The following is a 20358-nucleotide window of genomic DNA, read 5'->3' as shown; positions in this document are numbered from 1 at the left end:
CGTCGATACGGCGATTTGCAAAAATCAGATCTCGGATAAATTAAATTTTCAGAATATTCGGAAATTATTATGAACTCAATTCTTTTCACGTCAAGCTCGGTCGCACTTGTCTTATTTATTCTTTTCTTTCCGTGGTTCGCCCTCAAAATCGCGAAAAGGGTAAAATTCCTCGGTATTTTGGGGCCCGTTTCCCTTTGTTATATCGCCGGGATTTTTTTAGGAAACACGATTCCGTCCGAATGGTTTTCCAAATCCGTCCCGCAAACTTTCGCGGAAATTGCGATTCCTCTTGCGATTCCCCTTCTATTGAGTTCTACCGATTTCAGAAAAGGATTTGGAGAATCGAAATTAGCGCTCTTTTCATTCTTCTTATCCGCAGTTTCGGTAGCGACCGCGTCGGGGATTGCAGGATTCTATTTTTCTTTTTTACATCCCGAATCTTCAAAAATCGCGGGAATGCTTGCAGGATTGTACACGGGAGGAACTCCCAATTTAAACGCAGTCGGACTTGCGATCGGAACGTCGAAAGAAACGATAGCGTTGGTCAACACGATCGACGTCGTCTTAGGAGGAATATATCTTCTTTTCCTGCTTACGATTGGAAAAAAATTCTTTTCCCTTTTTTTAAGAAAGGAGAATGAAATCGAGCCTTCCTTTGAAAAAGCCGAATCAGCGGAACAAAACCATTCGTCGATTCATTGGAAGAATCTGGTTTTTTCAAACGGAATCGGACTTCTTCTCGCGGCGCTCGGCTTTGGAGTTTCGATCGCGTTTACGTTTTTGATTTTCTCCTCTTTATATGCGCCTTCGATTCTTTTGGGAATTACGACTTGGGGAATCGGTACCTCCTTTCATTCGAAAGTAAGACAACTCAAAACATACGAATTCGGAAGTTATCTGATTCTCGTCTTTTCGGTCGCAATCGGTTTTCTTGCAAATCTGGAAGAATTGAAACGCGACTTTGGGCCCGTATTCTTAATTTTGACGACCATTCTATTCGGCGCAATTCTTCTTCATTTGTTACTAGGAATCCTTTTTCGAATTCCGGTCGATACTTGGATGATTACTTCCGTCGCCAGCATCTACGGTCCTGCTTTTGTCCCGCCGATTACACAGGCGATTCGAAACAAAGGAGTTTTAGTGGTCGGAATTCTAACCGGATTGATCGGTTATGCGATCGGCAATTATTTAGGAATCGGAATCTATTCGATCCTTGCCTCGATACAAAGTTAAGATGGATTTTTTCTTTCGCAAGTCGGGTCAAAGGTCAAAACCAGATTCTTAAAAAAAGAATTGAGAGTTTCCCTTCCGCGAACTTGCAAATCCATTTTCGTCGGAGATATATCGGCTTGAATTTGTAAACCGTCAAAGACGGCAAGAACCGTTCTGGCAAGGAGTTCAGGCGACATCGAGTTCACAAGACTTCCGACTTCTTGTCCTTCACGAATCGTTTCCGCAAAAATGGATTCCAAAGAATCGTAAAAAGAAACGATTTCCTTTTCCATCATTCCGCCGTTCGAAGTGGCTTCCGCAAACAAACGAGGAGAACAATTTCCCTCGATAGTAAGTCGATTGGCTAATCTTTCTAAAAATTCTTTCAAACGCAAATGAGGGGGAAGAGCCAAAACTTCCGGATCGGTGAAACCCAAACGATCCAAATTCAAAAAATCGCGAATCAAAGTATCGCGGATTTCTTCCTTGCTTTCAAAATGAAAGTAGATCCCGCCCTTTGTAAGACCCGCTGTATCGGCGATATCTTGGACCGAAGTCTTTTCAAAGCCCTTGGAAAAAAAACAACGCATCGCCGCCGTGAGAATCGATTCCCTTCGGACATCTTCCGGCAGTTTTTTCCATCCAAGAGTTTTTGACATAAAATCCGAATTCACTTTTCATTCTCCCAAAATCACTCGCCTGGTCAAACGAATTCAGTTTCAAATTTAAAAATAAATACCAACTGGTAGGAATTTAAAGTTGACGACTTTCAAAAAATAAATACCGATGGGTAGGAATGAATTCTTAAATCGGAGATTTTCCATGTCAACCACGGCCTCCCCTCTTTCACAACCTCTTCGTTTGCCAAACGGGCAAATTCTACCCAATCGAATCGCAAAGGCGTCAATGGAGGAAAGTTTAGCGGACGATGATTTTTTACCTGGAGAAAAGATGATCCGGCTCTACAAGCGTTGGGGACAAGGAGGAGCGGGCCTTCTTTTAACCGGAAACGCGATGGTGGATCCTTACGCTCTGACCGGACCGGGGAACGTGATCGTCCGGGACAACGGAAGTTTGGATCGATTCAAACGATGGGCGGAGGCTGGCAAATCGGGCGGCTCCAAATTTTGGATGCAGATCAATCATCCGGGAAGACAGGTCTTCAGTTATATTTCGGAAACTCCAGTCGCTCCCTCCGCCGTAAAAGTCCATATTCCCGGAAGAATGTTTGCGAAGGTCTTCGGAACTCCTCGCGCTCTTTCCGAAGACGAAATTCGAAAAATCATAGAACGTTTTATCCAAGCGGCGCTCATCGCTGAAAAGGCGGGTTTTGACGGAGTGGAAGTTCACGCCGCTCACGGTTATCTTCTCAACCAATTTCTTTCACCGTTGACCAATCTCAGAGAGGATCAGTGGGGAGGCTCTTTGGAAAATCGCGCTAGAATTCTTATTGAAATCGTAAACGGTATTCAAGCTCGAACCAAGAAAGAATTTTCAGTCGGAGTCAAACTGAATTCGGCGGACTTTCAAGGCGGCGGTTTTCGAGAAGAAGACGCGATCCAAGTCGTTCAAATGTTAAACAAAACGAATATAGATCTTTTGGAAATCTCAGGAGGTAACTACGAATCTCCCGCAATGCAAGGCGGGGAATCCAACGGCACGAGAAAAAGGGAGGCCTACTTTTTGGAATTTGCAAAAAAGGCAAGATCCACAGCCAAAATGCCTCTGATGTCCACGGGAGGATTTCGTTCCAAAAACGTGATGGAAGACGCCGTTGCGGGAGGCGCGTTAGACGTCATCGGAATCGCAGCCCCCTTCGCTTTTGAACCCGATTCTGCGTTCCAATTACTTTCCGGTAAAACAAATTCCGTCGATGTAAAAATTCCGAATCTTTCCAACCCGGCTTTTAATTCCCTTTCTAAAATGTCCGCAATTCGACTCCAACTCCGTAGAATCGGTCAAGGTCAAGAACCGAAACTTCCAAAGTCTTTGATAGGAAATTTAATTTTGGACCAAATTCGTTCCAGAAGAAACGCAAAAAGATATAAGAAGTTTCTTAAGATTTTAGAATTTCAAAACGCATTCAAAAAACCTGCGGACACAAAGGACTGATAAGAATTCAGACCCGGAAAGAATGATTTTATAGTTCCATCGAAGCGCCTTCCGCTCGGAAGGTCGCATTTTGAAGATTGTAAATTTTCCGCAGTTTACGGAAGTGAATGTAGAAGTTTTTCAATCGCGAATACTAAACCGACCGATCCAAGAAGAGCGCCGAACATCCAGCGAGTTTGCATTGCGATGGATTTATGAATCTCTCCCATGGATTTAAAGATTTCTAATCGAGATTGAGTCGTTTCTTCTCGAAGCTCCTTAAATTCTTTTCGAATTTCCGCTGTAAAAGCAGCTACGTCCATTCGAATTTCAGATCGAAATCTTGCGTGCTCGGATTGAATTTGAATCTTAAATTCCAAAAATTCATTTTTCATGTCCGTCTTAAACGCGATCAGCTCGACCTTTAATTTAGAAATGTCCGTCGACACTCGAAGTTCGAAACGATCGGAAGAAGTTTCCAAAATTTGCGCCCGAGAAGCAATCAATGCCGAGTTTAGAAAATCGACGAATTGATCAACCCCTTCCGTTCCGAGAACTTCTTCCAATTTTCTGGGAAGTTTTTGAATGAAATCCATAACCATATTTGTATTCTCCGATCTTAAAATTGCAAGCGCCATTCGCGCCCGCCTACTGAAAACAGTTCCGCACGGAGAAGAAAAGAGGCTGAATTCTTACCTTTTTTAATTTGGAGGAACAAGAAACTTTAAATTTTTATTATATTCTTATTGTTTAGATATTTGTTTTAATCGATCCGGGTAATCCGTAATAATCCCATCCACACCGGCTTTTATCAATCGTTGCATTTCGGATCGTTCGTTGACGGTCCATGGGATCACCGAAATTTTATGGGAATGCGCCTCTCGCACAAATTCTTTCGTCACGTAGAGAAAATAGGGCGATATGATATCCGCTTTGACTTCAAGGGTTTTTTCCAACACATTCTTTCTCGTAGAATTTCCCAAACCGAAAGTCATCATCGCACCTTGAAAATAAGTCGGCGAAAAAAGGGCGCTCGTTTTGATTTTCGGATTTTTCTCTTTTACGATCGGAAGCGCCTTTAGATAAAACGATTGAATCGTTGTTCGATCCGTCGCCTTCGCTTTCTCCACACTTTGAACCAAAAGACTCACGTGTTCTTTCACGATTTCGATCGGCAACTGCGCCTTATCATCGTTTGGGAATTTTGTTTCGATATTAAATTTGAGCTTGGGCTTTTCAGGAAATTGTTTTTCGGTTTTTGCGACGAGAACAAAAAATTCTTCGATCGTGATCAACTCAGTACCGGGAACGGGAATTTGCTCGGGATACTTTGGATTTTTTTTGGCTCCGCAGTCGAGCTGTTTTAACTCCGCTAAATTGAGTTCATATAAAGACCGGGAAAGAATTTCGGTTCCATCCTTCTTTTGACAGATTACCGGATTGGTTTCCGAATCGTGATGGATAATGATTTTTTTATCTTTCGTAAGAACCGTATCCAGCTCCAACGTCGTCATCCCTTGTCGAATCGCTTCTTCGAAAGCAGGCCAGGTATTTTCCGGTTTTAGCCCGCGAGCGCCTCGGTGACCCTGCAAATCCAAATTTCCTTCGAGAGGTTTGTTGACGATAGGCGCGCTCGAACAAGCGCCGATGAAAAATAAAAAGATCAACGCCGAAAAGATAGAAAGCGAAAAAAATCGAACTTTTGTTTTGAATCCTAAGAACATGGGGAGAATCCTGATCTCCTCTATCGGCGGAGGAAAGCCTTTTTTTGGCGGATTCTAAATTCTTAAAAAGAAGAATTGAATTTTAAATTTCAATTCGAATTCGATCGAAGATAATAGATCAAATCCGTCGGTCCGGGATCGATTCCATTTTGAAACAACAACGTCGTGACCTGTCCCCTATGATGCGTTTGGTGATTGAAAAGATGCGTCAAAACGGAAAATATCGGACTCGACTGCGCCGTCCCTTTCGTATTGTGATATTCCAGATCCTTAATAAAATCAGATTCCGTAAATCCTTCGCCGATCCAGCGAACCAAATCGCGGTCGACTTTCATTCTTTCCTCTTTGAGCCGATCAAAGTTCTCTTCGATTTCGTGACGGTGGTTAGAATTCTGTCCTTCCACGCCGGCGATCGTCTCCTCGGTAAGAATATCAAAAGAATATCCTCCCTTGAAAAATCGACCCAACCAAATCTTATCCCCCCAAAGAATATGATTCAAAGTCGCATGTATGGATCCGAAAAACGCCTTTTGATCCTGAGTTCGAATCGACGCGGGCAATCTTTCCGCCGCGGAATAGATGCGATCGTTCATCCATAAATTGTAACCGGCCAAGTTTTGAAAATTACGATGCAGCACGTTATTCTCCTTTAAAAAAATAAAAATCAATTGTAATCCGATTCTACAATAGAAAAGAAATACGGTTTCCTTAAATTCTCAAATACAATTTCTTAAAGAACTTGACATCGCGAAGTTAAGATATTTTACTTTGATTAGATTCTAAATTTAGAATTTTTTCTCCGCTCTTAGAAAAACCCGCCTCGATCCTGGCGAATCTTTCGTCGTCGATCGACCTCAGTTTCAAATCCCAAAAGGTTAAACTAAAACCCGAAAATTCCATTTCCTCGATTTATTTCGATGTAAGACGACTCTTCGGTTAACAAAATCCCATTTTAATACAACGGAGGGAACTTTATGTACCCAAAAATTTTCACGTTCGCCGCGGCTTGTATTCTCATCGCAAGTTCACAAAACGTCATGAGCCAAAATCAACCTGGATTTCCCGACTACGGAAATCCGATCCGACTCGAAGTAGCGAAAAAGATCGTTTTGAAAGCGGAGGCGGAAGCCAAAAAAAACGGCTGGAAGATGGTTATCTCGATCGTGGATTCCGGTGGAAACCTGGTTTATCTGGAGAGAATCGACGGAACTCAATTCGGTTCCATCGATATCTCGCAGGGAAAGGCAAAGTGCGCGGTCAATTTCAGAAGGCCTACGAAAGCGATGGAAGATTCGGTTGTAGCCGGCGGAATGGGTCTTCGTCTGATCGGAATTCCCGGAGTTTATCCTCTGGAGGGTGGAGAGTTGATCCTTCAAGACGGAAAAATCATCGGCGCCATCGGAGTTTCCGGCGGAACCTCCTCGCAGGACGGTCAAGTCGCGAGAGCGGGTTTAGAAGCCGTCAAAGAATAATCTCCCGCTTTCACCAAACACGCGTTTTATGAGAATCGGATTTGGTGAAAGCGGAAATTCATCCGAGCAAATCGTTAAAGAAATGTTTTGCTCGGTTTGAAATATTCTCGCGAGAAAAAAATTCGAATCCTTTCTATCCTACTTCAAAGATGACGAATTTCCGCGGGCTGCGATCTCCAGTTATTATGAAGACCGTCCGCGTACCAGAGCGGAGCTTCGACGAGTTCGCCGGGTTCAAGATCGTCCAAGGTTGACAAACTAACGCTGACAAAATCGCCTCCGATTTCTTCGATATAACCTTCGGTAAAGGTTCTAACTCCGCAATTCCTACAAAATTTATGTCTTGCGCTCATCGTTCCAAATTGATAATCTCCCAATTCTTCTTTGCCGGAAAGAAGACGAAACGCTGAAGGTTTTATCATCGCGCTCCAATTCCTTACCTTACCGCAGAAGGAACAATTGCACTTCGAAGTTCCTAAAGAAAGATCCAGATCGACTTCGTATTTTACCTTTCCACAGTGACAGCTACCGCTGTATTTTTTTAAACTCATACCTGATTCCCTTCCGTTATTTTTCTCTTTCAAAGTATGAATTTTATCCTTTCCGAGATTCAACTTTTAAAGTTTTTAAAGTTAAGAATTTTTTAAATCGATTGCACATACGTTTTCGAATGTTGCCAAATACTGTCATATATGTTTCCATTCTTTCCGAGAAAGTTTTTTGTCCTTTGATCGCGACGAGTCGTGTTTTTATCGTATTAGAAAAACTCGTTGTATCTTCGTTTCGTCTTTGATTTTATAGATCCGTAGATGAGATCGAAAGAAGACAAACCTAGGGGCGTTCTAAAATCGGATAAAGACACGAGCAATCTGATCCATGCACGTTATTTACCCGGTTCTTCAAAATTGGAATTTTACATAGAACATCATTGGACCGTAGAATGGGATCTCAGAAACAAAGAACCGCAACTCGCTGAAACGCTTCCGCATCCGAGCGTCCATCTTGTGATCGAAAAAGAGAATTCGAGAATTCAAGGAATCATCGAAGGAAAATTTTCCTATCTCTTAAAAGATTCTGGAAAGGTCTGGGGAGTAAAATTCAAACCCGGAGCATTTTATCCGTTCTTTCAAAAGCCGGTCCGTTCGATTCGGAATCGTTCCATTCCGATTGATTCCGTCTTTCCGGTGGATACGATCCGGTTGGAAAACTCGATTCTTTCCGCTCGGAACGATCAAGATAGATTGGAAATCATGGAGCGGATTCTTTTGCAGAATCTACCGGAGCCGGATGAAAACGTACTTTGGATTCAAGAAACGATCGATTCTATTTTCCAAAATCCTGACGTTCATAAAGTCGATGATTTGGCGAACCGACTTCGCATCCACAAAAGAACGCTTCAGCGTCAATTCAACCGATACGTAGGAGTTACTCCGAAATGGGTGATTCAAAGATACAGATTGCATGAGGCCGCGGAAAGATTGGAGAACGGCCGGGATGTCGACGTAATCCGGCTCGCTCTGGATTTAGGTTATTTCGATCAGTCGCATTTTATCAAAGATTTCAAAACGATCGTGGGAAAGTCGCCGGAGCAATATTACAAATTACTAAAACTTAGAAACGAACCGGATTGAGTCGTTCGAACGTTTAGAAATAAATGTTAACCTTTCACTTTGAATTCGAGTTTTACAACGATTCGTTTTTTACCGAAAATATCACGGCTCTTCAAAACAAAATCGGCTTCCACAGAAAATATCCGATTCTTCTTTTTGTTCCAATCAAACTGCGGGTTTTAACTTTCTCAAACCGGATTTTTAGAATAAGAACCTCTCCCAAAACTGGGAAAGAACCTTGCGGCTTGATCTTTCCGACAAAATAAAATAAGGTTTTGGGACGCGCTGTAAGTAAAAGCGAAGATTTTATCAAGACTGCAACGTCGAGGTAGAAAAAAATCGGATCTTTAATTTCATCCAATTCCTTTATTTTTAACGAGAATTCGAAAGAATCAGGTCGTTTCCTAATATAACAATTAGGCACAAAACAGAATCAAAATTTTCTTTCGGATGTTTTTTTTTGGATTTGTGTTATCGTTTTCTTCTTCCGTTGCCGCGCCGATCGTTTTTTTGAATCCGATTCTTAGATGAGTTTGCGAATCAAGTTGCGGGATTAAAATTGAACGCGAAAATAAAAAGAGGAAATTTCTTATGAATTCATTTTGTTTCGACGGGATCCGCGAATTTATAAGTTTAACTCGTCTCTTAAAGAAAGATCCCAAATTTTTCGTCCACGATCGATAGCTTATGCTTCAACATTCTATAAATACTTCGATGCTCTCTAAAAAAGGAACTACCACTTCAATTTTAGAATCGTTTTATAGACTTTTACTCTTTCCAGTCGGTTTAATCAAATCATTATTCGGAAATGAATCCCGTGCAAAGGGTTGGCTCGCTCTTTCAGACGCGGAAGAGCAAAGAAAAATCGAACTACTTCTAAATCATCTCTTCCAGGTTTTTGAAGAACTTTCCTCGGGACAATCTCTTAAAGAGATTCTTCTCACTCTGACTTCGGCGATCGAAGAATATCGTTCCGATATTCACGCGAGTATTCTTCTTTTGGATAAGGACGGAATCACTCTAAGACACGGCGCGGCTCCGAGTTTGCCGAAAGAATACAACGAAAGCATCGACGGAGTCAAAATCGGTCCCAAGGTAGGCTCTTGCGGAACCGCGGCTTATACAAAAAAATTAGTCGTCGTTCAAAATATACAGACGGACCCTCTCTGGGAGGATTATCGGGATTTAGCGGAAAGATTTCATTTGAGATCCTGCTGGTCGCATCCGATTCTTTCTACTTCCAATCAGGTCTTGGGAACTTTCGCCCTTTATTACAACGAGCCCAAAAAACCTTCCGAGCTGGATTTGAGATTGATTCATTCTCTCGCGCATATCGCAGGAATCGCAATCGAAAGAAAAAGAATCGAAGATCTCAAATCGGAAAGTGAAGCGCGTTATCGTTCCTTGGTCGAACAGGCTTCGGACACGATCTTCCTTACGGACCAGGACGGTAAATACGTCGAGATCAACCCGAGCGGCTGTTCATTGTTAGGTTATACCAAGGAAGAATTTTCAAACCTTACGATTTGGGACGTCATCGAACCGGAAGACCTTAAAAAAAATCCTCTTCGTATGAAGGAACTTCGCACCAGTAAGCCGGTTTTGAGCGAGAGAAAATTAGTCCGCAAAGACGGAAGTGTCGTTCCCGTCGAAATCAATGCAAAAATTTTGAAGAACGGTTTTTTACAAGGAATCGTCCGAAATATTTCGGAAAGAAAAACCTCGGAAGAAATCGTCCGCCAAGCCCAGAAAATGGAAAGTATAGGATTGCTCGCAGGAGGCGTCGCCCACGATTTTAACAATCTTCTTACGATGATCATGGGAAGCGCGGAAGTTATGAAGTTACGGATAGAGGGTAATCCCGATCTCAACAAGCACGTTCATAGAATTATCGAGGCAGCCAAAAGAGGTGGATCGATCACAAAACAGCTTCTCCTTTTTTCAAGACCGGGTTCTTCCGAACTCAAGCCGATTTCGATTTCGCATATCATCCGCGAAGTCACAGACATACTTTCCTTTTCACTTCCGAAAAACATTTCCATAGAAACGAAAATCGACCTGACAAACGGAATCATCCGGGGAGATAGCGGCCACCTTCACCAAGTGATTCTAAACTTGGCCTTGAACGCGAGGGACGCAATGCCGGACGGTGGAAAGATCACGATCCAGGAAACGACCGTAAAAGGGGAAGAGGTTCGCAGGAAATTTTTAGCGGGCAACGCGACCGAATACGTTTGTATCGGTGTAAGTGACACCGGAAAAGGAATGAGTCCGGAAACGAAACGAAGAATTTTCGAACCCTTTTTTACAACGAAGGAAAGGGGAAAAGGAACGGGCTTAGGTCTTTCGATCGTGGACACGATCACAAAAAATCATTTCGGCTTCATCGACGTAGAATCGATCGCAAATCAGGGAACCACTTTTAAACTTTATTTTCCCGCAGTGAGCGCTTCCGATTCCACAAACACGGAAGACGCAAGACAATTTACGAAACTTCAGGCAAACGTTCTTATCGTCGACGACGAGATTATGGTTTTGGAAGTATTAAAAGATATTCTCGAATTATCCGGATGTAAGGTTTTTACCGCGAATTCGGGAAAACACGCGCTTGAAGTTTTTCAGAACCCGGACCTTCAAATCGATCTGATAATCACCGATTTAGGAATGCCCGAAATGAGCGGCGACATCCTCTTTCAAAAATTGAAAAAAATCAATCCCGAAGTTAAGGTGATCGTTACTTCGGGACATATCGAAAGGGATAAAAAAGAAAAACTTCTTCAAGAAGGCGTACGCGCCATTTTAGACAAACCTTACAAAATCGAAGAAGTTCAGTCCGTGATTCGAAAAATCCTGAAAAGGAAATAATCGACCGCTCCTTCTCTACTATTTTTCCGATACGACCTATTCCGTTTTCCCGCCTGAATTTCAAAATCCATAACGGAAAAACAGAATATTCAATTTTTAGAATGGATGTTTTTTGTCGCAATCCGCTTCGCAGGAAGCCTTCGCACCGATACAAGTGAGCGGACTAAAAAGCGCGCTCAAAAAGGAACTGGACGAACTCGAGGTAGTGCTCGAAGAGGAAGAAGAACTGCTGCTCTGCAAAAGACTGGTTATCAACAAAGAACCTGCAATACAATCCGATTCGGCGGTTTTACAGTAATTGTCCTCATAACACTTTTGACGAGGTGAAATTTCCGAACACTGAAACGAGATTGCAACGAACGAAATGGCCAACGCCATTGATACGTATTTTTTCATACGCTCATGTTGAAACAAAACGCGATCTCGTTGCAATAAATTATTTTTTTCCGATAAAAAGAACATTAGAATTTTATAAATTTAGATCAAAGATAAGAGAACTTTTTTGTTCTTAATTTTTGATTTTTTTTATTTTCCTGTCCGTTCCAAGGTCGATTGAGGATAAGATTCTTCCCGATCAAAAATGCGGACCCGCACGTTCCGTATATTCAAATGTCCTAACATTCGTAACGCGACTTCCACCTGCGTACTTTTCAAACAGATCTTTCCCGATTTATCGAAATCCTTTTCTTTGTGGCGGATACGGAACGATTTTTGTTCCGGATTCTTAAAAAGAAACGGAAACGCTCCGATTCTAAAACGATGATCTTATTCTCGAAAAATAGAACGCGATTCTTTAAATTCGGAATTCCCAAACTGGAAGTATTCTAAATTCGAATCCGGGGTTAATTTCTTAGAGATTTGAACTTATTTTCCCGAAAATCCATTTGTCCTAGTACGGAACCGGTAAAAACTGGTACCCGGAAACCTTATGTCCCAAGATAAAAAAACCCCTCTTTATGAATCCCATCGCGCGCTCGGTGCAAAAATGATTCCATTCGGCGGCTGGGACATGCCAGTTCAATATTCAGGAATCATCGCGGAACACAACGCGACGAGAGAAGCCGCAGGACTCTTCGACGTTTCTCACATGGGTGAAATCTTTGTTACCGGCCAACCCAAAGCGGTTCTCGATTTTTTAGAATCGCTCACCTGCAACTCGGTGGCTTCTCTTTCCGAATTTCAAGTTCAGTACAACGCGGTCCTCAACGAAAAGGGCGGCCTTGTCGACGACGTTACGATCTATAAATTCTCTCCCGAAAAGTATATGATCTGCTCCAACGCTTCGAACTACGAAGCGGTCACCGCACACTTACTCAAGTATCTTCCTTCTCAAGGCGTTCAAGTCGAAGACCAAAGTCTTCGCTGGCATCAGATCGCCCTCCAAGGTCCTAAAGCGAATGAAATCTTTTCCAAATTCTTAGGAAAAGAATTGGACTCGATCAAGTATTATCATTTTGCAATTCTTCCCTTAGAAGGAGAAGAGATCATCGTTTCTAGAACCGGCTACACGGGAGAAGACGGTTTCGAAATCTATTCTTCCATCCCGCTCGGTCTCAAGCTCTGGAAAGAAATTTTAGAATTCGGAAAGTCCTTCGGTCTTGTTCCCTGCGGACTCGGAGCTAGAGATACTCTTCGCATCGAAGCCAAATATCCTCTTTACGGTCACGAACTCAACGATTCCTGGACTCCGATCGAATCGGGAATCGGGTGGATCGTTAAAGAAAAAGAAATCCCGTTCTTCTCCTCCGAAAAAATTCTTTCTCAAAAAAAGAATGGAGTTCCTTCGAAGATCGTCGCCTTTTCTCTTACGGAGGCAGGAGTTCCCCGCGAAAACTTTCGCGTTCTCGATTCTCAGGGAAATGAAATCGGAAAGACAACTTCCGGAACATTCTCCCCTTCTCTGAAAAAGGGGATCGGCCTCGCTTTGATCTCGGCGGAAAAAATCAAGGACGGGGAACCGATTCAGATTGAAATCAGGGAACAACCGAAACAAGCTATCATTACCACAAAGCCTTTTATTCCAGGCAGTATCAGAAAAAATTAATTAGGAAACGGATCATGGCAGAAACGCAAGCACCCGCAGGTTATCTCTTCTCGGAAAAACACGAATGGGTTAAAGTAGAAGGAGACGTCGCTCTCATCGGAATTTCAGACTTCGCGCAGTCGGCGTTAGGCGACATCGTATTCGTGGATCTTCCGAAAGCCGGAAAAACGATCAAACAATTTGAAACCTTCGGAACCATCGAATCGGTAAAGGCGGCGGAAGATTTATACGCTCCCGTCAGCGGAGAAGTGATCGAATCCAATCCCGCTCTTTCCAAAAGCCCGGGCGAAGTGAACGCAAAACCTTTCGAATCTTGGATGATCAAGATAAAAGGATTTTCCGCTTCCGAACTCGGAAAACTACTCGATCCTGAAAAATACAAAACGTTCGTTGCAGGACTCGAATAACAAAAAAGTCTAATATTGAGAATTCAAAGCAGGTGAACATGAACTCCACTCTCCAGAACCAATCCAAACAAAATCTTACAAAGTTCGGAATCGATCCGTTGGATTCCTTTCCAAGAAGACATATCGGTCCGGATCCGGAGCAGGTCGGAGTGATGTTAAAAGAACTCGGACTTTCCTCTCTCGAAGAATTGATCGATAAAGCGGTTCCCGCGGGAATCCGTCTAAAAAAACCTCTGAATCTTCCTAAGCCTTCCACCGAACACAAAATTCTTCAAGACCTAAAAACGATCGCGTCTCAGAACCAAGTTTTCCGTTCTTATATCGGCGCCGGTTATAATTCTTGCGTGATTCCCGGCGTGATCCAAAGAAACATTCTGGAGAATCCGGGATGGTACACGGCTTATACTCCGTATCAAGCGGAGATTTCACAAGGTCGTCTGGAAGCCCTTCTCAACTTTCAAACGATGATCATCGATCTGACCGGACTCGAAATCTCGAACGCTTCCCTTCTGGACGAAGGAACCGCGGCCGCGGAAGCGATGTTTCTAGCGTATTCGGTTCGTAAGAATGAAACCGCAAAAAAATTCTTCGTCTCTGAACTCTGTCATCCTCAAACGATCGACGTTGTTGTTACAAGAGCCAATCCGCTGGGAATCGAAGTTCTTATCGGAAATCACGAAACCGTAGAACTCAACGAAGACTTTTTCGGAATTCTCGTTCAATACCCGGCCACCGACGGAAAGGTCATCGATTATTCTTCCTTCATCCAAAAGGCGCATAACGTTGGTTCGATCGCGACCGTAGCTGCGGATCTTCTCGCGCTGACAATTCTAAAATCTCCCGGAGAAATGGGGGCTGACATCGCGATCGGATCTTCTCAAAGATTCGGACTTCCACTCGGTTACGGCGGACCGCACGCGGGATTCTTTGCTACAAAAGACGAATTCAAACGGAGTATGCCCGGACGATTGATCGGAGTTTCCAAAGATTCGCAAGGGAATCCGGGACTCAGACTTTCTCTTCAAACGAGAGAACAACATATCCGAAGAGACAAAGCGACGAGCAATATCTGCACGGCTCAGGTTTTACTCGCCGTCATTTCCTCTATGTATGCGATCTATCACGGCCCGGAAGGACTAAAAAACATCGCTACAAGAATTCACAGATTTACCTCCATCCTTTCCAACGGTTTGAAGTCCGCGGGATTTGCGGTCTCGGAACATCCCTCCTTTGATACGATAACGATTCAGGCCGGAAACAAGGCGCAGGAAATTCTCCAAAAGGCTCTTTCCAAAAAAATCAATCTAAGACAATACGACGACGGAAGAATCGGAATCGCGTTAGACGAAACTGTAAACGCAGAGGATCTCCAGGACCTTTTTGAAATTTTCGGAATCAAGAACGTAGAGATCGAAAAAGGTTTTGAAAACGCGGACACGATCCCCTCTTCTCTAAAAAGAATTTCCTCTTACCTAACACATCCCGTATTTCAATCGTATCACACCGAAACGAAAATGCTTCGTTATATCCGAAAGTTAGAATCGCGGGATCTTTCTCTGACGACTTCGATGATTCCACTCGGCTCGTGTACGATGAAACTCAACGCAACCACGGAAATGTATCCCGTGACATGGACCGAGTTCGGATCGATCCATCCGTTCGCGCCGGCGGTTCAAGCGCAAGGTTATAGAATCATCTTTGAAGAACTGGAAAAATGGCTCTGTGAAATCACCGGCTTCGCGGGAGTTTCTTTGCAGCCGAACGCAGGTTCTCAAGGGGAATACGCCGGACTTCTCGCAATCAGAAGATATCACGAAAGCAGAAAAGAATCTCATAGAAACGTTTGTTTGATTCCGATCTCGGCTCACGGAACCAATCCGGCGAGCGCGGCTATGGCCGGTTTTAAAGTGATCGTCGTTTCCTGCGATCCAAACGGAAACATCGATCTGGAAGATCTCAAAGCAAAGGCGGAAGAACACAAAAACGATCTCGCCGCTTTGATGATCACGTATCCATCGACTCACGGGGTTTTTGAAGAATCGGTAAAAGAAATCTGTTCCATCGTTCACGCAAACGGCGGACAGGTTTACATGGACGGAGCGAACATGAACGCTCAAGTCGGTTTAACAAGTCCAGGAGAAATCGGCGCGGACGTTTGCCATCTCAATCTTCACAAGACGTTTTGTATTCCTCACGGCGGCGGCGGCCCGGGAGTAGGTCCGATCGGAGTCGCAAAACATCTCGTTCCATTCTTACCTGGACATGTGTTAGTGGATAACGCCACCGGCAACGAACACGGCGCGGTTTCCGCCGCGCCTTGGGGAAGTGCGAGCATCGTATTGATCTCTTGGACTTACATCATTCTTATGGGAGCGGAAGGTCTTACTGCGGCCACGAAGAATTCCATTCTAAACGCGAACTACATAGCCAAACGTTTGGAAAAAGCGTTCCCGGTTCTTTATAAAGGTAAGAATGGATTTGTAGCACACGAATGTATTCTGGACGTAAGACCTTTCAAAAAGACCGCGGGGATCGAAGTGGAAGACGTCGCAAAACGACTGATCGACTACGGATTCCACGCGCCTACGATGTCGTTTCCGGTTCCCGGAACTCTGATGATCGAACCGACTGAATCCGAATCCTTAGAAGAATTGGATCGTTTCTGCGACGCGATGCTTCTCATTCATCAGGAGATTTTGGACGTCCAAAACGGAGTTTTAGACAAGACGGACAACCCCTTAAAAAATTCTCCACATACGGCTGCGATGGTGACATCCGATCGTTGGGACCATCTTTATCCGAGAGAAAGAGCGGGTTACCCGGCCCCTTGGACGAAAGAACACAAATTCTGGCCTTACGTTGGAAGAGTGGATAACGTCTACGGAGACAGAAATCTGATTTGTTCCTGTCTTCCCATCGAAAGTTATCAGTAAATTGTTAAGCGACATCGATAGAATCATAAAAAGCCGAGGTTGAGACGTCTCGGCTTTTTATTGGAAATTCGGATATACCGTAAATTATTTCGGTTTCGATTCTTCCGAGAAATCGGTTTAATAAAACGACTTTTAATCTTCGGATTTCAAATCGGCCCGAAGTAAAATCGGAAAACTTCGCTCTTTCATATCGTAGACTTCGAAGGACAACTAATCTTTTTCGATCACAAACGACTATGTATAATGTTTGTTAGGTCGAAAGTCCGAATTGATTCTTCAAGTTTAGCAAAACATCGTTCCTCGACAAAAACCGATCAAAGAAAAAAATCAAACGATATAAGAACAGCAATAGTCGCTGATTTTTTTTACGTTCAATTGAAATCTGGATTTTGCGGGAACTTCGAATGACTGACCGCCTTTGATCTCTTTCCAAGAAGTCTCGCCGGGAAGTTTTACGAGCAAGTCGCCTTCTAAAATTTCCATAATTTCTTTTTCATCAGTTCCAAAGTCGTATTCTCCGGGCATTAAAATTCCGAGAGTTTTTTTGCTGCCGTCCGAAAATAGAACGGTCCGGCTCGTGACTTTTCCTTCGTAATAGATATTCGCTTTTTTCACAACGGTAACGTTTTCAAACTGAGCCATGCGGCCCTCCATCCAATGTCGCTCGCGTTTCCCATCCGCTTCAAAATAAAAAATCTAGAACAAGACGGGAAAGCCATATCTGCAAGACTTCTAAAGGAAAGCGTCGAGGAAAGAACTTTAAAAAGCGAAGGCCTTCGAAATTTGGGAAAAATTAGGACGTGAAACTGAGGATTTTACTACTTGACCAAACTTAAAAAGGCAATAAGTTATTGTTCTTATTTTTTGAAACATCGTTGATAAACGACTTCGGTTTAGAATGGAAAAGGATAAAGACGTTTCAAAGATATTTCAAAATCCGATTCAAAAAAAGAAAACCGAACGTAAGATATTTTTTTAAATCAAAAACTGATACGAGGTTTCCCTTGTCTACTTGGAATTTTGAATCCGATCACGCAGTTAGAATTTCGAAGAACCCATATCGTTTCCGAGGATTGGTGGGATGTTTTCTTACGGGGATCTTATTTTTTGTTTCGCTTTTCGGTTTGGGAATGTTGATCTACGCGCTTCAAATCTTTATCGAAGGAGAAACGGCATATCCAAGTCTGATCGTATTTCTGACTTTCTCGTTTTTGTTCCTCCTTTTTTCTTCCTTAAGAACCTATCGCAAAACAAAGGATTCTATCCAAGAAGAGAGAATCCTTCCCAAAGAAGGAATTCTTCTCGTCAAAGAAACCGATCGACCGGATCTACATATCGACCTTTCGACAATCACCTGTTATAAGATAAAAAAGAGAACCGTTTCCAAAAGCGGGACCGTCAGTTCCGGCTCGGGCTACAGAAAGGTTTGGGATTTATTCTTACTAAAGTCGGACGGAGCTTTTTATATCCTCGAAACTTATTTCGAACTCGAAATCTTAAAAGCGGATCTTTTAAGATTCAGATCCTTACTTGCGCTTCCGGTTTCCGGCGATACGAACGAAAATTCAGCCAACGTTGAGAATTCCGTAACTTTCTCTACGCTCGAAAGATCCAAAGTAGATTCAAAATATTTAAAGTTATCCGCGACGGAAAAGGGAACAAGAGTAGAATTTACAAAGGAGAAGACGATAAAGGATAAGATTTCGATTCTTTCCGTCATGGGAATTTTTTACGGAGTCTGGGGAATCATTTTTCTTTCTATGAAAGAATTCGAGATGATCTTCCTTTTCTTTTTTGTCCCGTTCTCGATCTTATTTTTAGGAATTTTTACGGTAGCTTTGATTTTCATAATGACTAAAACCTTGGAACTTAACGTGGATTCATCCGGTTTGAGAATCCGATATCGAACCTCGCTTCCGATTCTTTCTCATTTCCTTTTTTTAGAACGTTTTTTTCCGAAACACGTTGTGCGCCATTGTAGAGCCAATCGTTTACCGGAAAATCAAAGCGTTCTTACGATTGCGTTAAAGGAAACGGAGAATATCCCTCAAGGAAGACTTTCTTTTTTATTCAATCTACAATCTTTCCCGCTGAATGACTATATTCTTCCGGGCGACAAGGAACTTTTGGGTATTTGGCAACTTATGCCATGGCTTCCGAATTCCCCCGGTTTCGCGGACTTAATCGCAGCGGAATCCGCAATCGAAGAAAGACTTCGGTTGGAAGAAGATAAAATTTCCTTCGAAAATCTCTGAAATAAAAAGAAAAAAAACGCTCTTACTTTTTAATTTTGGAATGACAGCGCGCTCACTTGGAAAATACTGTCCTCAAGATTCCTGGTGACTATAGAGAGAGGGCCACACCCGTTCCCATCCCGAACACGGAAGTTAAGCCTCTCATCGCTGATGGTACTGTGTGGTTCGCTGCATGGGAGAGTAGGACGTTGCCGGGTTTTTTTATTTTAAGCCCTCCTTTTAAAAAATTCTTAAATCGATTCTTCCCTTTCACTTTTTGCAACTTTAGAATCAAATCTATTTCCAATAAGATATTCCGAGCTAAAGAAGATCTCTTACTCTTTTCTTCTTCGTTAAGATTTTTACTTTAATAAAAAAGAAACGATGTAGAATTGCGCTCGCGACTAATCGGATTAAAGGAAGGCCAAGATGGGTCATCAAATTTTGCAAAGAAAGGATCTCTGCAAACCGCTGAGCTATAAAGAAGGGCTTTCGATTTCATACGAAACGTCGCCGGATAAAAAAAGATCGCTTGCTGACTTAATCTTCGGCGATACGGACTTGGCGTTTCATTACGGTTATTTCAAAGAAATATTCAGAAGTAGGGCCTTAGCTCTCAAAGGTCTTTACGACAATCAAACTTGGTGCGAATCCTCCGCTAAAATTCTCGATCTAGTGGAAAATTGCGGCGGGAAGGTGAAAGTTCAAGGAATCGAAAAGATTCTCTCAGTGGACGGTCCCGTGGTCATCGCAGGAAATCACATGAGCACATGTGAGACCTTCATTCTTCCGACGTTCGTAACTCAATATAAGCCTGTAACGTTCGTAGTCAAAGAAAGTCTAACGACGGGAAAACTTTTCGGTCCCATCATGAGATCGAGAGATCCGATCTCGGTCGGAAGAAGTAATCCAAGAGAAGACTTGGTCGCCGTTTTAGAACAAGGGACCGCGCTATTAAAAAAAGGGATGTCGATCATCGTCTTTCCGCAGAGCACTCGAACCACCGATTTTACTCCGGCCGAATTTAATTCCATTGCGATCAAACTGGCCGCGCGCGCAGGCGTTCCGGTAATCCCGGTCGCTCTCAAAACGGATTTTTGGGAAAACGGAAGGATCGTAAAAGACTTAGCGCGCATTTTTAGAAATCGAAAAATTTTAATTACGTTCGGCGATCCGCTTTTTCCTACAACTGATTCCAGGAAGAATCAAGAATCCTTGTTGAATTTTGTAGTTTCCCACTTGAAAAATTGGGGAACAAAAGTCAATGATTGAGAATCAGTATTCAAGTTTTCAAATGACAAATTTCAACATCAATCGATTCGCTCTGAAATTACATTCCGTTTTTCTCATTTGTTTGCTTTGTTGCTCGTGTCAAACTTCTCCGAATTCCAAAACGAATTCTCAGAGCCTTTCGATCGAAGAAATTCGAGCCGATCTTCTTTGGGAACAGAAATGTGCCGTTTGTCACGGAGTGGACGGAACTCCGAAGGATTCCGTTCTTCCAAGACCGAAAAAGCTTCGCGGCTTCGGGATCAAAATGGGATTCTTCTTTGGAGGTGACAAGATGAGAGAAGGGATCTTTAAGACGATTCGAGACGGAAAGAATCAAACCATGCCTTCTTTCAAAGAAGAATTAACGGAAGAAGAAATCCGTGCGCTTGTAAAAAGAATCGAGAGATTCTAATTCGACCCGGAGTTTATTCCTGAATACAAAACGAGCGCCGGTCTTCCGACCACTCTGATCAACTCGGATAATTTAAAACAGA

At 42.9% G+C, this 20358-nt stretch carries 18 protein-coding genes and 1 rRNA gene; 12 read left to right on the top strand and 7 right to left on the bottom strand.

Annotated elements, in window-relative coordinates; all coding sequences use genetic code 11:
* Nucleotides 1–69: 69 nt before the first annotated feature.
* Nucleotides 70–1233 (top strand): DUF819 family protein, encoded by a 1164-nt coding sequence (locus CH376_RS13525; protein ID WP_100785292.1) that lies wholly within the window; start codon nucleotides 70–72, stop codon nucleotides 1231–1233.
* Here CH376_RS13525 and CH376_RS13520 read toward each other — a convergent pair.
* A complete protein-coding gene (locus CH376_RS13520) occupies nucleotides 1230–1871 on the bottom strand; it encodes a TetR/AcrR family transcriptional regulator (RefSeq protein WP_100785291.1) in 642 nt (213 codons plus the stop codon). The genes CH376_RS13525 and CH376_RS13520 overlap by 4 nt on opposite strands.
* A 163-nt stretch (nucleotides 1872–2034) precedes the next feature.
* Here CH376_RS13520 and CH376_RS13515 point away from each other — a divergent pair, with 163 nt between their 5' ends.
* Nucleotides 2035–3324, top strand: coding sequence for an NADH:flavin oxidoreductase/NADH oxidase family protein (locus CH376_RS13515; RefSeq protein ID WP_100785290.1), 1290 nt, complete (start codon nucleotides 2035–2037; stop codon nucleotides 3322–3324).
* A gap of 95 nt (nucleotides 3325–3419) precedes the next feature.
* On the opposite strand, the gene CH376_RS13510 is transcribed toward CH376_RS13515, so the two are convergent.
* The 3 genes from CH376_RS13510 to CH376_RS13500 all read right to left on the bottom strand — a co-directional run bounded on the left by CH376_RS13510 (nucleotide 3420) and on the right by CH376_RS13500 (nucleotide 5665).
* The gene (locus CH376_RS13510; protein WP_125231926.1) at nucleotides 3420–3899 is read right to left on the bottom strand and encodes an LA_3696 family protein; all 480 of its coding nucleotides are present in this window, start codon (nucleotides 3897–3899) and stop codon (nucleotides 3420–3422) included.
* Between the two features lie 147 nt (nucleotides 3900–4046).
* Complete coding sequence (locus tag CH376_RS13505; protein WP_100785288.1) at nucleotides 4047–5027, bottom strand: glycerophosphodiester phosphodiesterase; 981 nt, start codon at nucleotides 5025–5027, stop codon at nucleotides 4047–4049.
* An 89-nt stretch (nucleotides 5028–5116) separates the two neighbouring features.
* Nucleotides 5117–5665 carry a DinB family protein gene (locus CH376_RS13500; RefSeq protein ID WP_243394711.1) on the bottom strand — a complete coding sequence of 183 codons (549 nt, stop codon included), beginning with the start codon at nucleotides 5663–5665 and terminating at the stop codon, nucleotides 5117–5119.
* Between the two features lie 399 nt (nucleotides 5666–6064).
* On the opposite strand from CH376_RS13500, the gene CH376_RS13495 reads away from it, so the two are divergent.
* Complete coding sequence (locus tag CH376_RS13495) at nucleotides 6065–6499, top strand: GlcG/HbpS family heme-binding protein (protein ID WP_100785452.1); 435 nt, start codon at nucleotides 6065–6067, stop codon at nucleotides 6497–6499.
* 143 nt (nucleotides 6500–6642) lie between these two features.
* Here CH376_RS13495 and CH376_RS13490 read toward each other — a convergent pair whose 3' ends face one another.
* The gene (locus CH376_RS13490) at nucleotides 6643–7050 is read right to left on the bottom strand and encodes a GFA family protein (protein WP_100785451.1); all 408 of its coding nucleotides are present in this window, start codon (nucleotides 7048–7050) and stop codon (nucleotides 6643–6645) included.
* 258 nt (nucleotides 7051–7308) lie between these two features.
* Between CH376_RS13490 and CH376_RS13485 the strand changes: the two genes are divergently transcribed.
* Nucleotides 7309–8130, top strand: coding sequence for an AraC family transcriptional regulator (locus tag CH376_RS13485; RefSeq protein ID WP_100785287.1), 822 nt, complete (start codon nucleotides 7309–7311; stop codon nucleotides 8128–8130).
* Between the two features lie 666 nt (nucleotides 8131–8796).
* A complete protein-coding gene (locus CH376_RS13470) occupies nucleotides 8797–10974 on the top strand; it encodes a hybrid sensor histidine kinase/response regulator (RefSeq protein WP_243394710.1) in 2178 nt (725 codons plus the stop codon).
* A gap of 96 nt (nucleotides 10975–11070) precedes the next feature.
* On the opposite strand, the gene CH376_RS13465 is transcribed toward CH376_RS13470, so the two are convergent.
* Nucleotides 11071–11370 carry an LA_0364 family Cys-rich lipoprotein gene (locus CH376_RS13465; RefSeq protein WP_100785284.1) on the bottom strand — a complete coding sequence of 100 codons (300 nt, stop codon included), beginning with the start codon at nucleotides 11368–11370 and terminating at the stop codon, nucleotides 11071–11073.
* A 532-nt stretch (nucleotides 11371–11902) separates the two neighbouring features.
* Here CH376_RS13465 and gcvT point away from each other — a divergent pair.
* From gcvT to gcvP, 3 genes are read left to right on the top strand one after another with little or no spacing between them, the layout of a single operon-like run.
* Nucleotides 11903–13018 carry a glycine cleavage system aminomethyltransferase GcvT gene (gcvT, locus tag CH376_RS13460; RefSeq protein ID WP_100785283.1) on the top strand — a complete coding sequence of 372 codons (1116 nt, stop codon included), beginning with the start codon at nucleotides 11903–11905 and terminating at the stop codon, nucleotides 13016–13018.
* A 14-nt stretch (nucleotides 13019–13032) separates the two neighbouring features.
* Complete coding sequence (gene gcvH / locus CH376_RS13455; RefSeq protein ID WP_100785282.1) at nucleotides 13033–13425, top strand: glycine cleavage system protein GcvH; 393 nt, start codon at nucleotides 13033–13035, stop codon at nucleotides 13423–13425.
* A gap of 38 nt (nucleotides 13426–13463) precedes the next feature.
* On the top strand, nucleotides 13464–16358 hold the full coding sequence (gcvP, locus tag CH376_RS13450; protein WP_100785281.1) for an aminomethyl-transferring glycine dehydrogenase: 2895 nt from the start codon (nucleotides 13464–13466) through the stop codon (nucleotides 16356–16358).
* 327 nt (nucleotides 16359–16685) lie between these two features.
* On the opposite strand, the gene ppnP is transcribed toward gcvP, so the two are convergent.
* Complete coding sequence (gene ppnP, locus CH376_RS13445; protein WP_100785280.1) at nucleotides 16686–17000, bottom strand: pyrimidine/purine nucleoside phosphorylase; 315 nt, start codon at nucleotides 16998–17000, stop codon at nucleotides 16686–16688.
* A 362-nt stretch (nucleotides 17001–17362) separates the two neighbouring features.
* Here ppnP and CH376_RS13440 point away from each other — a divergent pair, with 362 nt between their 5' ends.
* From CH376_RS13440 to CH376_RS13425, 4 genes are all read left to right on the top strand, one after another.
* Nucleotides 17363–18613, top strand: coding sequence for a hypothetical protein (locus CH376_RS13440; protein WP_125231925.1), 1251 nt, complete (start codon nucleotides 17363–17365; stop codon nucleotides 18611–18613).
* Nucleotides 18614–18693: 80 nt separating this feature from the next.
* Nucleotides 18694–18810 (top strand): 5S ribosomal RNA (gene rrf / locus CH376_RS13435).
* Between the two features lie 211 nt (nucleotides 18811–19021).
* The gene (locus CH376_RS13430; protein WP_243394709.1) at nucleotides 19022–19864 is read left to right on the top strand and encodes a lysophospholipid acyltransferase family protein; all 843 of its coding nucleotides are present in this window, start codon (nucleotides 19022–19024) and stop codon (nucleotides 19862–19864) included.
* On the top strand, nucleotides 19857–20276 hold the full coding sequence (locus CH376_RS13425) for a c-type cytochrome (protein ID WP_243394708.1): 420 nt from the start codon (nucleotides 19857–19859) through the stop codon (nucleotides 20274–20276). Before CH376_RS13430 ends, CH376_RS13425 begins: the two co-directional genes overlap by 8 nt.
* Nucleotides 20277–20358: the final 82 nt, after the last annotated feature.

It is taken from the genome of Leptospira adleri (assembly GCF_002811985.1).
Classification (GTDB): Bacteria; Spirochaetota; Leptospiria; order Leptospirales; family Leptospiraceae; genus Leptospira; species Leptospira adleri.
Note: the sequence above shows the minus strand (reverse complement) of the source record. Positions and strands in the feature narration are given on the sequence as shown.

Excerpts from the sequence above, each read along its gene's own strand:
- gcvT (WP_100785283.1), top strand. The coding sequence starts at position 11,903 with ATGTCCCAAGATAAAAAAACCCCTCTTTATGAATCCCATCGCGCGCTC.
- CH376_RS13525 (WP_100785292.1), top strand. The coding sequence starts at position 70 with ATGAACTCAATTCTTTTCACGTCAAGCTCGGTCGCACTTGTCTTATTT.
- CH376_RS13430 (WP_243394709.1), top strand. The coding sequence starts at position 19,022 with ATGGGTCATCAAATTTTGCAAAGAAAGGATCTCTGCAAACCGCTGAGC.
- ppnP (WP_100785280.1), bottom strand. The coding sequence starts at position 17,000 with ATGGCTCAGTTTGAAAACGTTACCGTTGTGAAAAAAGCGAATATCTAT.
- CH376_RS13485 (WP_100785287.1), top strand. The coding sequence starts at position 7,309 with ATGAGATCGAAAGAAGACAAACCTAGGGGCGTTCTAAAATCGGATAAA.
- CH376_RS13505 (WP_100785288.1), bottom strand. The coding sequence starts at position 5,027 with ATGTTCTTAGGATTCAAAACAAAAGTTCGATTTTTTTCGCTTTCTATC.
- gcvH (WP_100785282.1), top strand. The coding sequence starts at position 13,033 with ATGGCAGAAACGCAAGCACCCGCAGGTTATCTCTTCTCGGAAAAACAC.
- CH376_RS13510 (WP_125231926.1), bottom strand. The coding sequence starts at position 3,899 with ATGGATTTCATTCAAAAACTTCCCAGAAAATTGGAAGAAGTTCTCGGA.
- CH376_RS13465 (WP_100785284.1), bottom strand. The coding sequence starts at position 11,370 with ATGAAAAAATACGTATCAATGGCGTTGGCCATTTCGTTCGTTGCAATC.
- CH376_RS13425 (WP_243394708.1), top strand. The coding sequence starts at position 19,857 with ATGATTGAGAATCAGTATTCAAGTTTTCAAATGACAAATTTCAACATC.
- CH376_RS13515 (WP_100785290.1), top strand. The coding sequence starts at position 2,035 with ATGTCAACCACGGCCTCCCCTCTTTCACAACCTCTTCGTTTGCCAAAC.
- CH376_RS13490 (WP_100785451.1), bottom strand. The coding sequence starts at position 7,050 with ATGAGTTTAAAAAAATACAGCGGTAGCTGTCACTGTGGAAAGGTAAAA.
- CH376_RS13520 (WP_100785291.1), bottom strand. The coding sequence starts at position 1,871 with ATGTCAAAAACTCTTGGATGGAAAAAACTGCCGGAAGATGTCCGAAGG.
- CH376_RS13495 (WP_100785452.1), top strand. The coding sequence starts at position 6,065 with ATGAGCCAAAATCAACCTGGATTTCCCGACTACGGAAATCCGATCCGA.
- gcvP (WP_100785281.1), top strand. The coding sequence starts at position 13,464 with ATGAACTCCACTCTCCAGAACCAATCCAAACAAAATCTTACAAAGTTC.
- CH376_RS13470 (WP_243394710.1), top strand. The coding sequence starts at position 8,797 with ATGCTTCAACATTCTATAAATACTTCGATGCTCTCTAAAAAAGGAACT.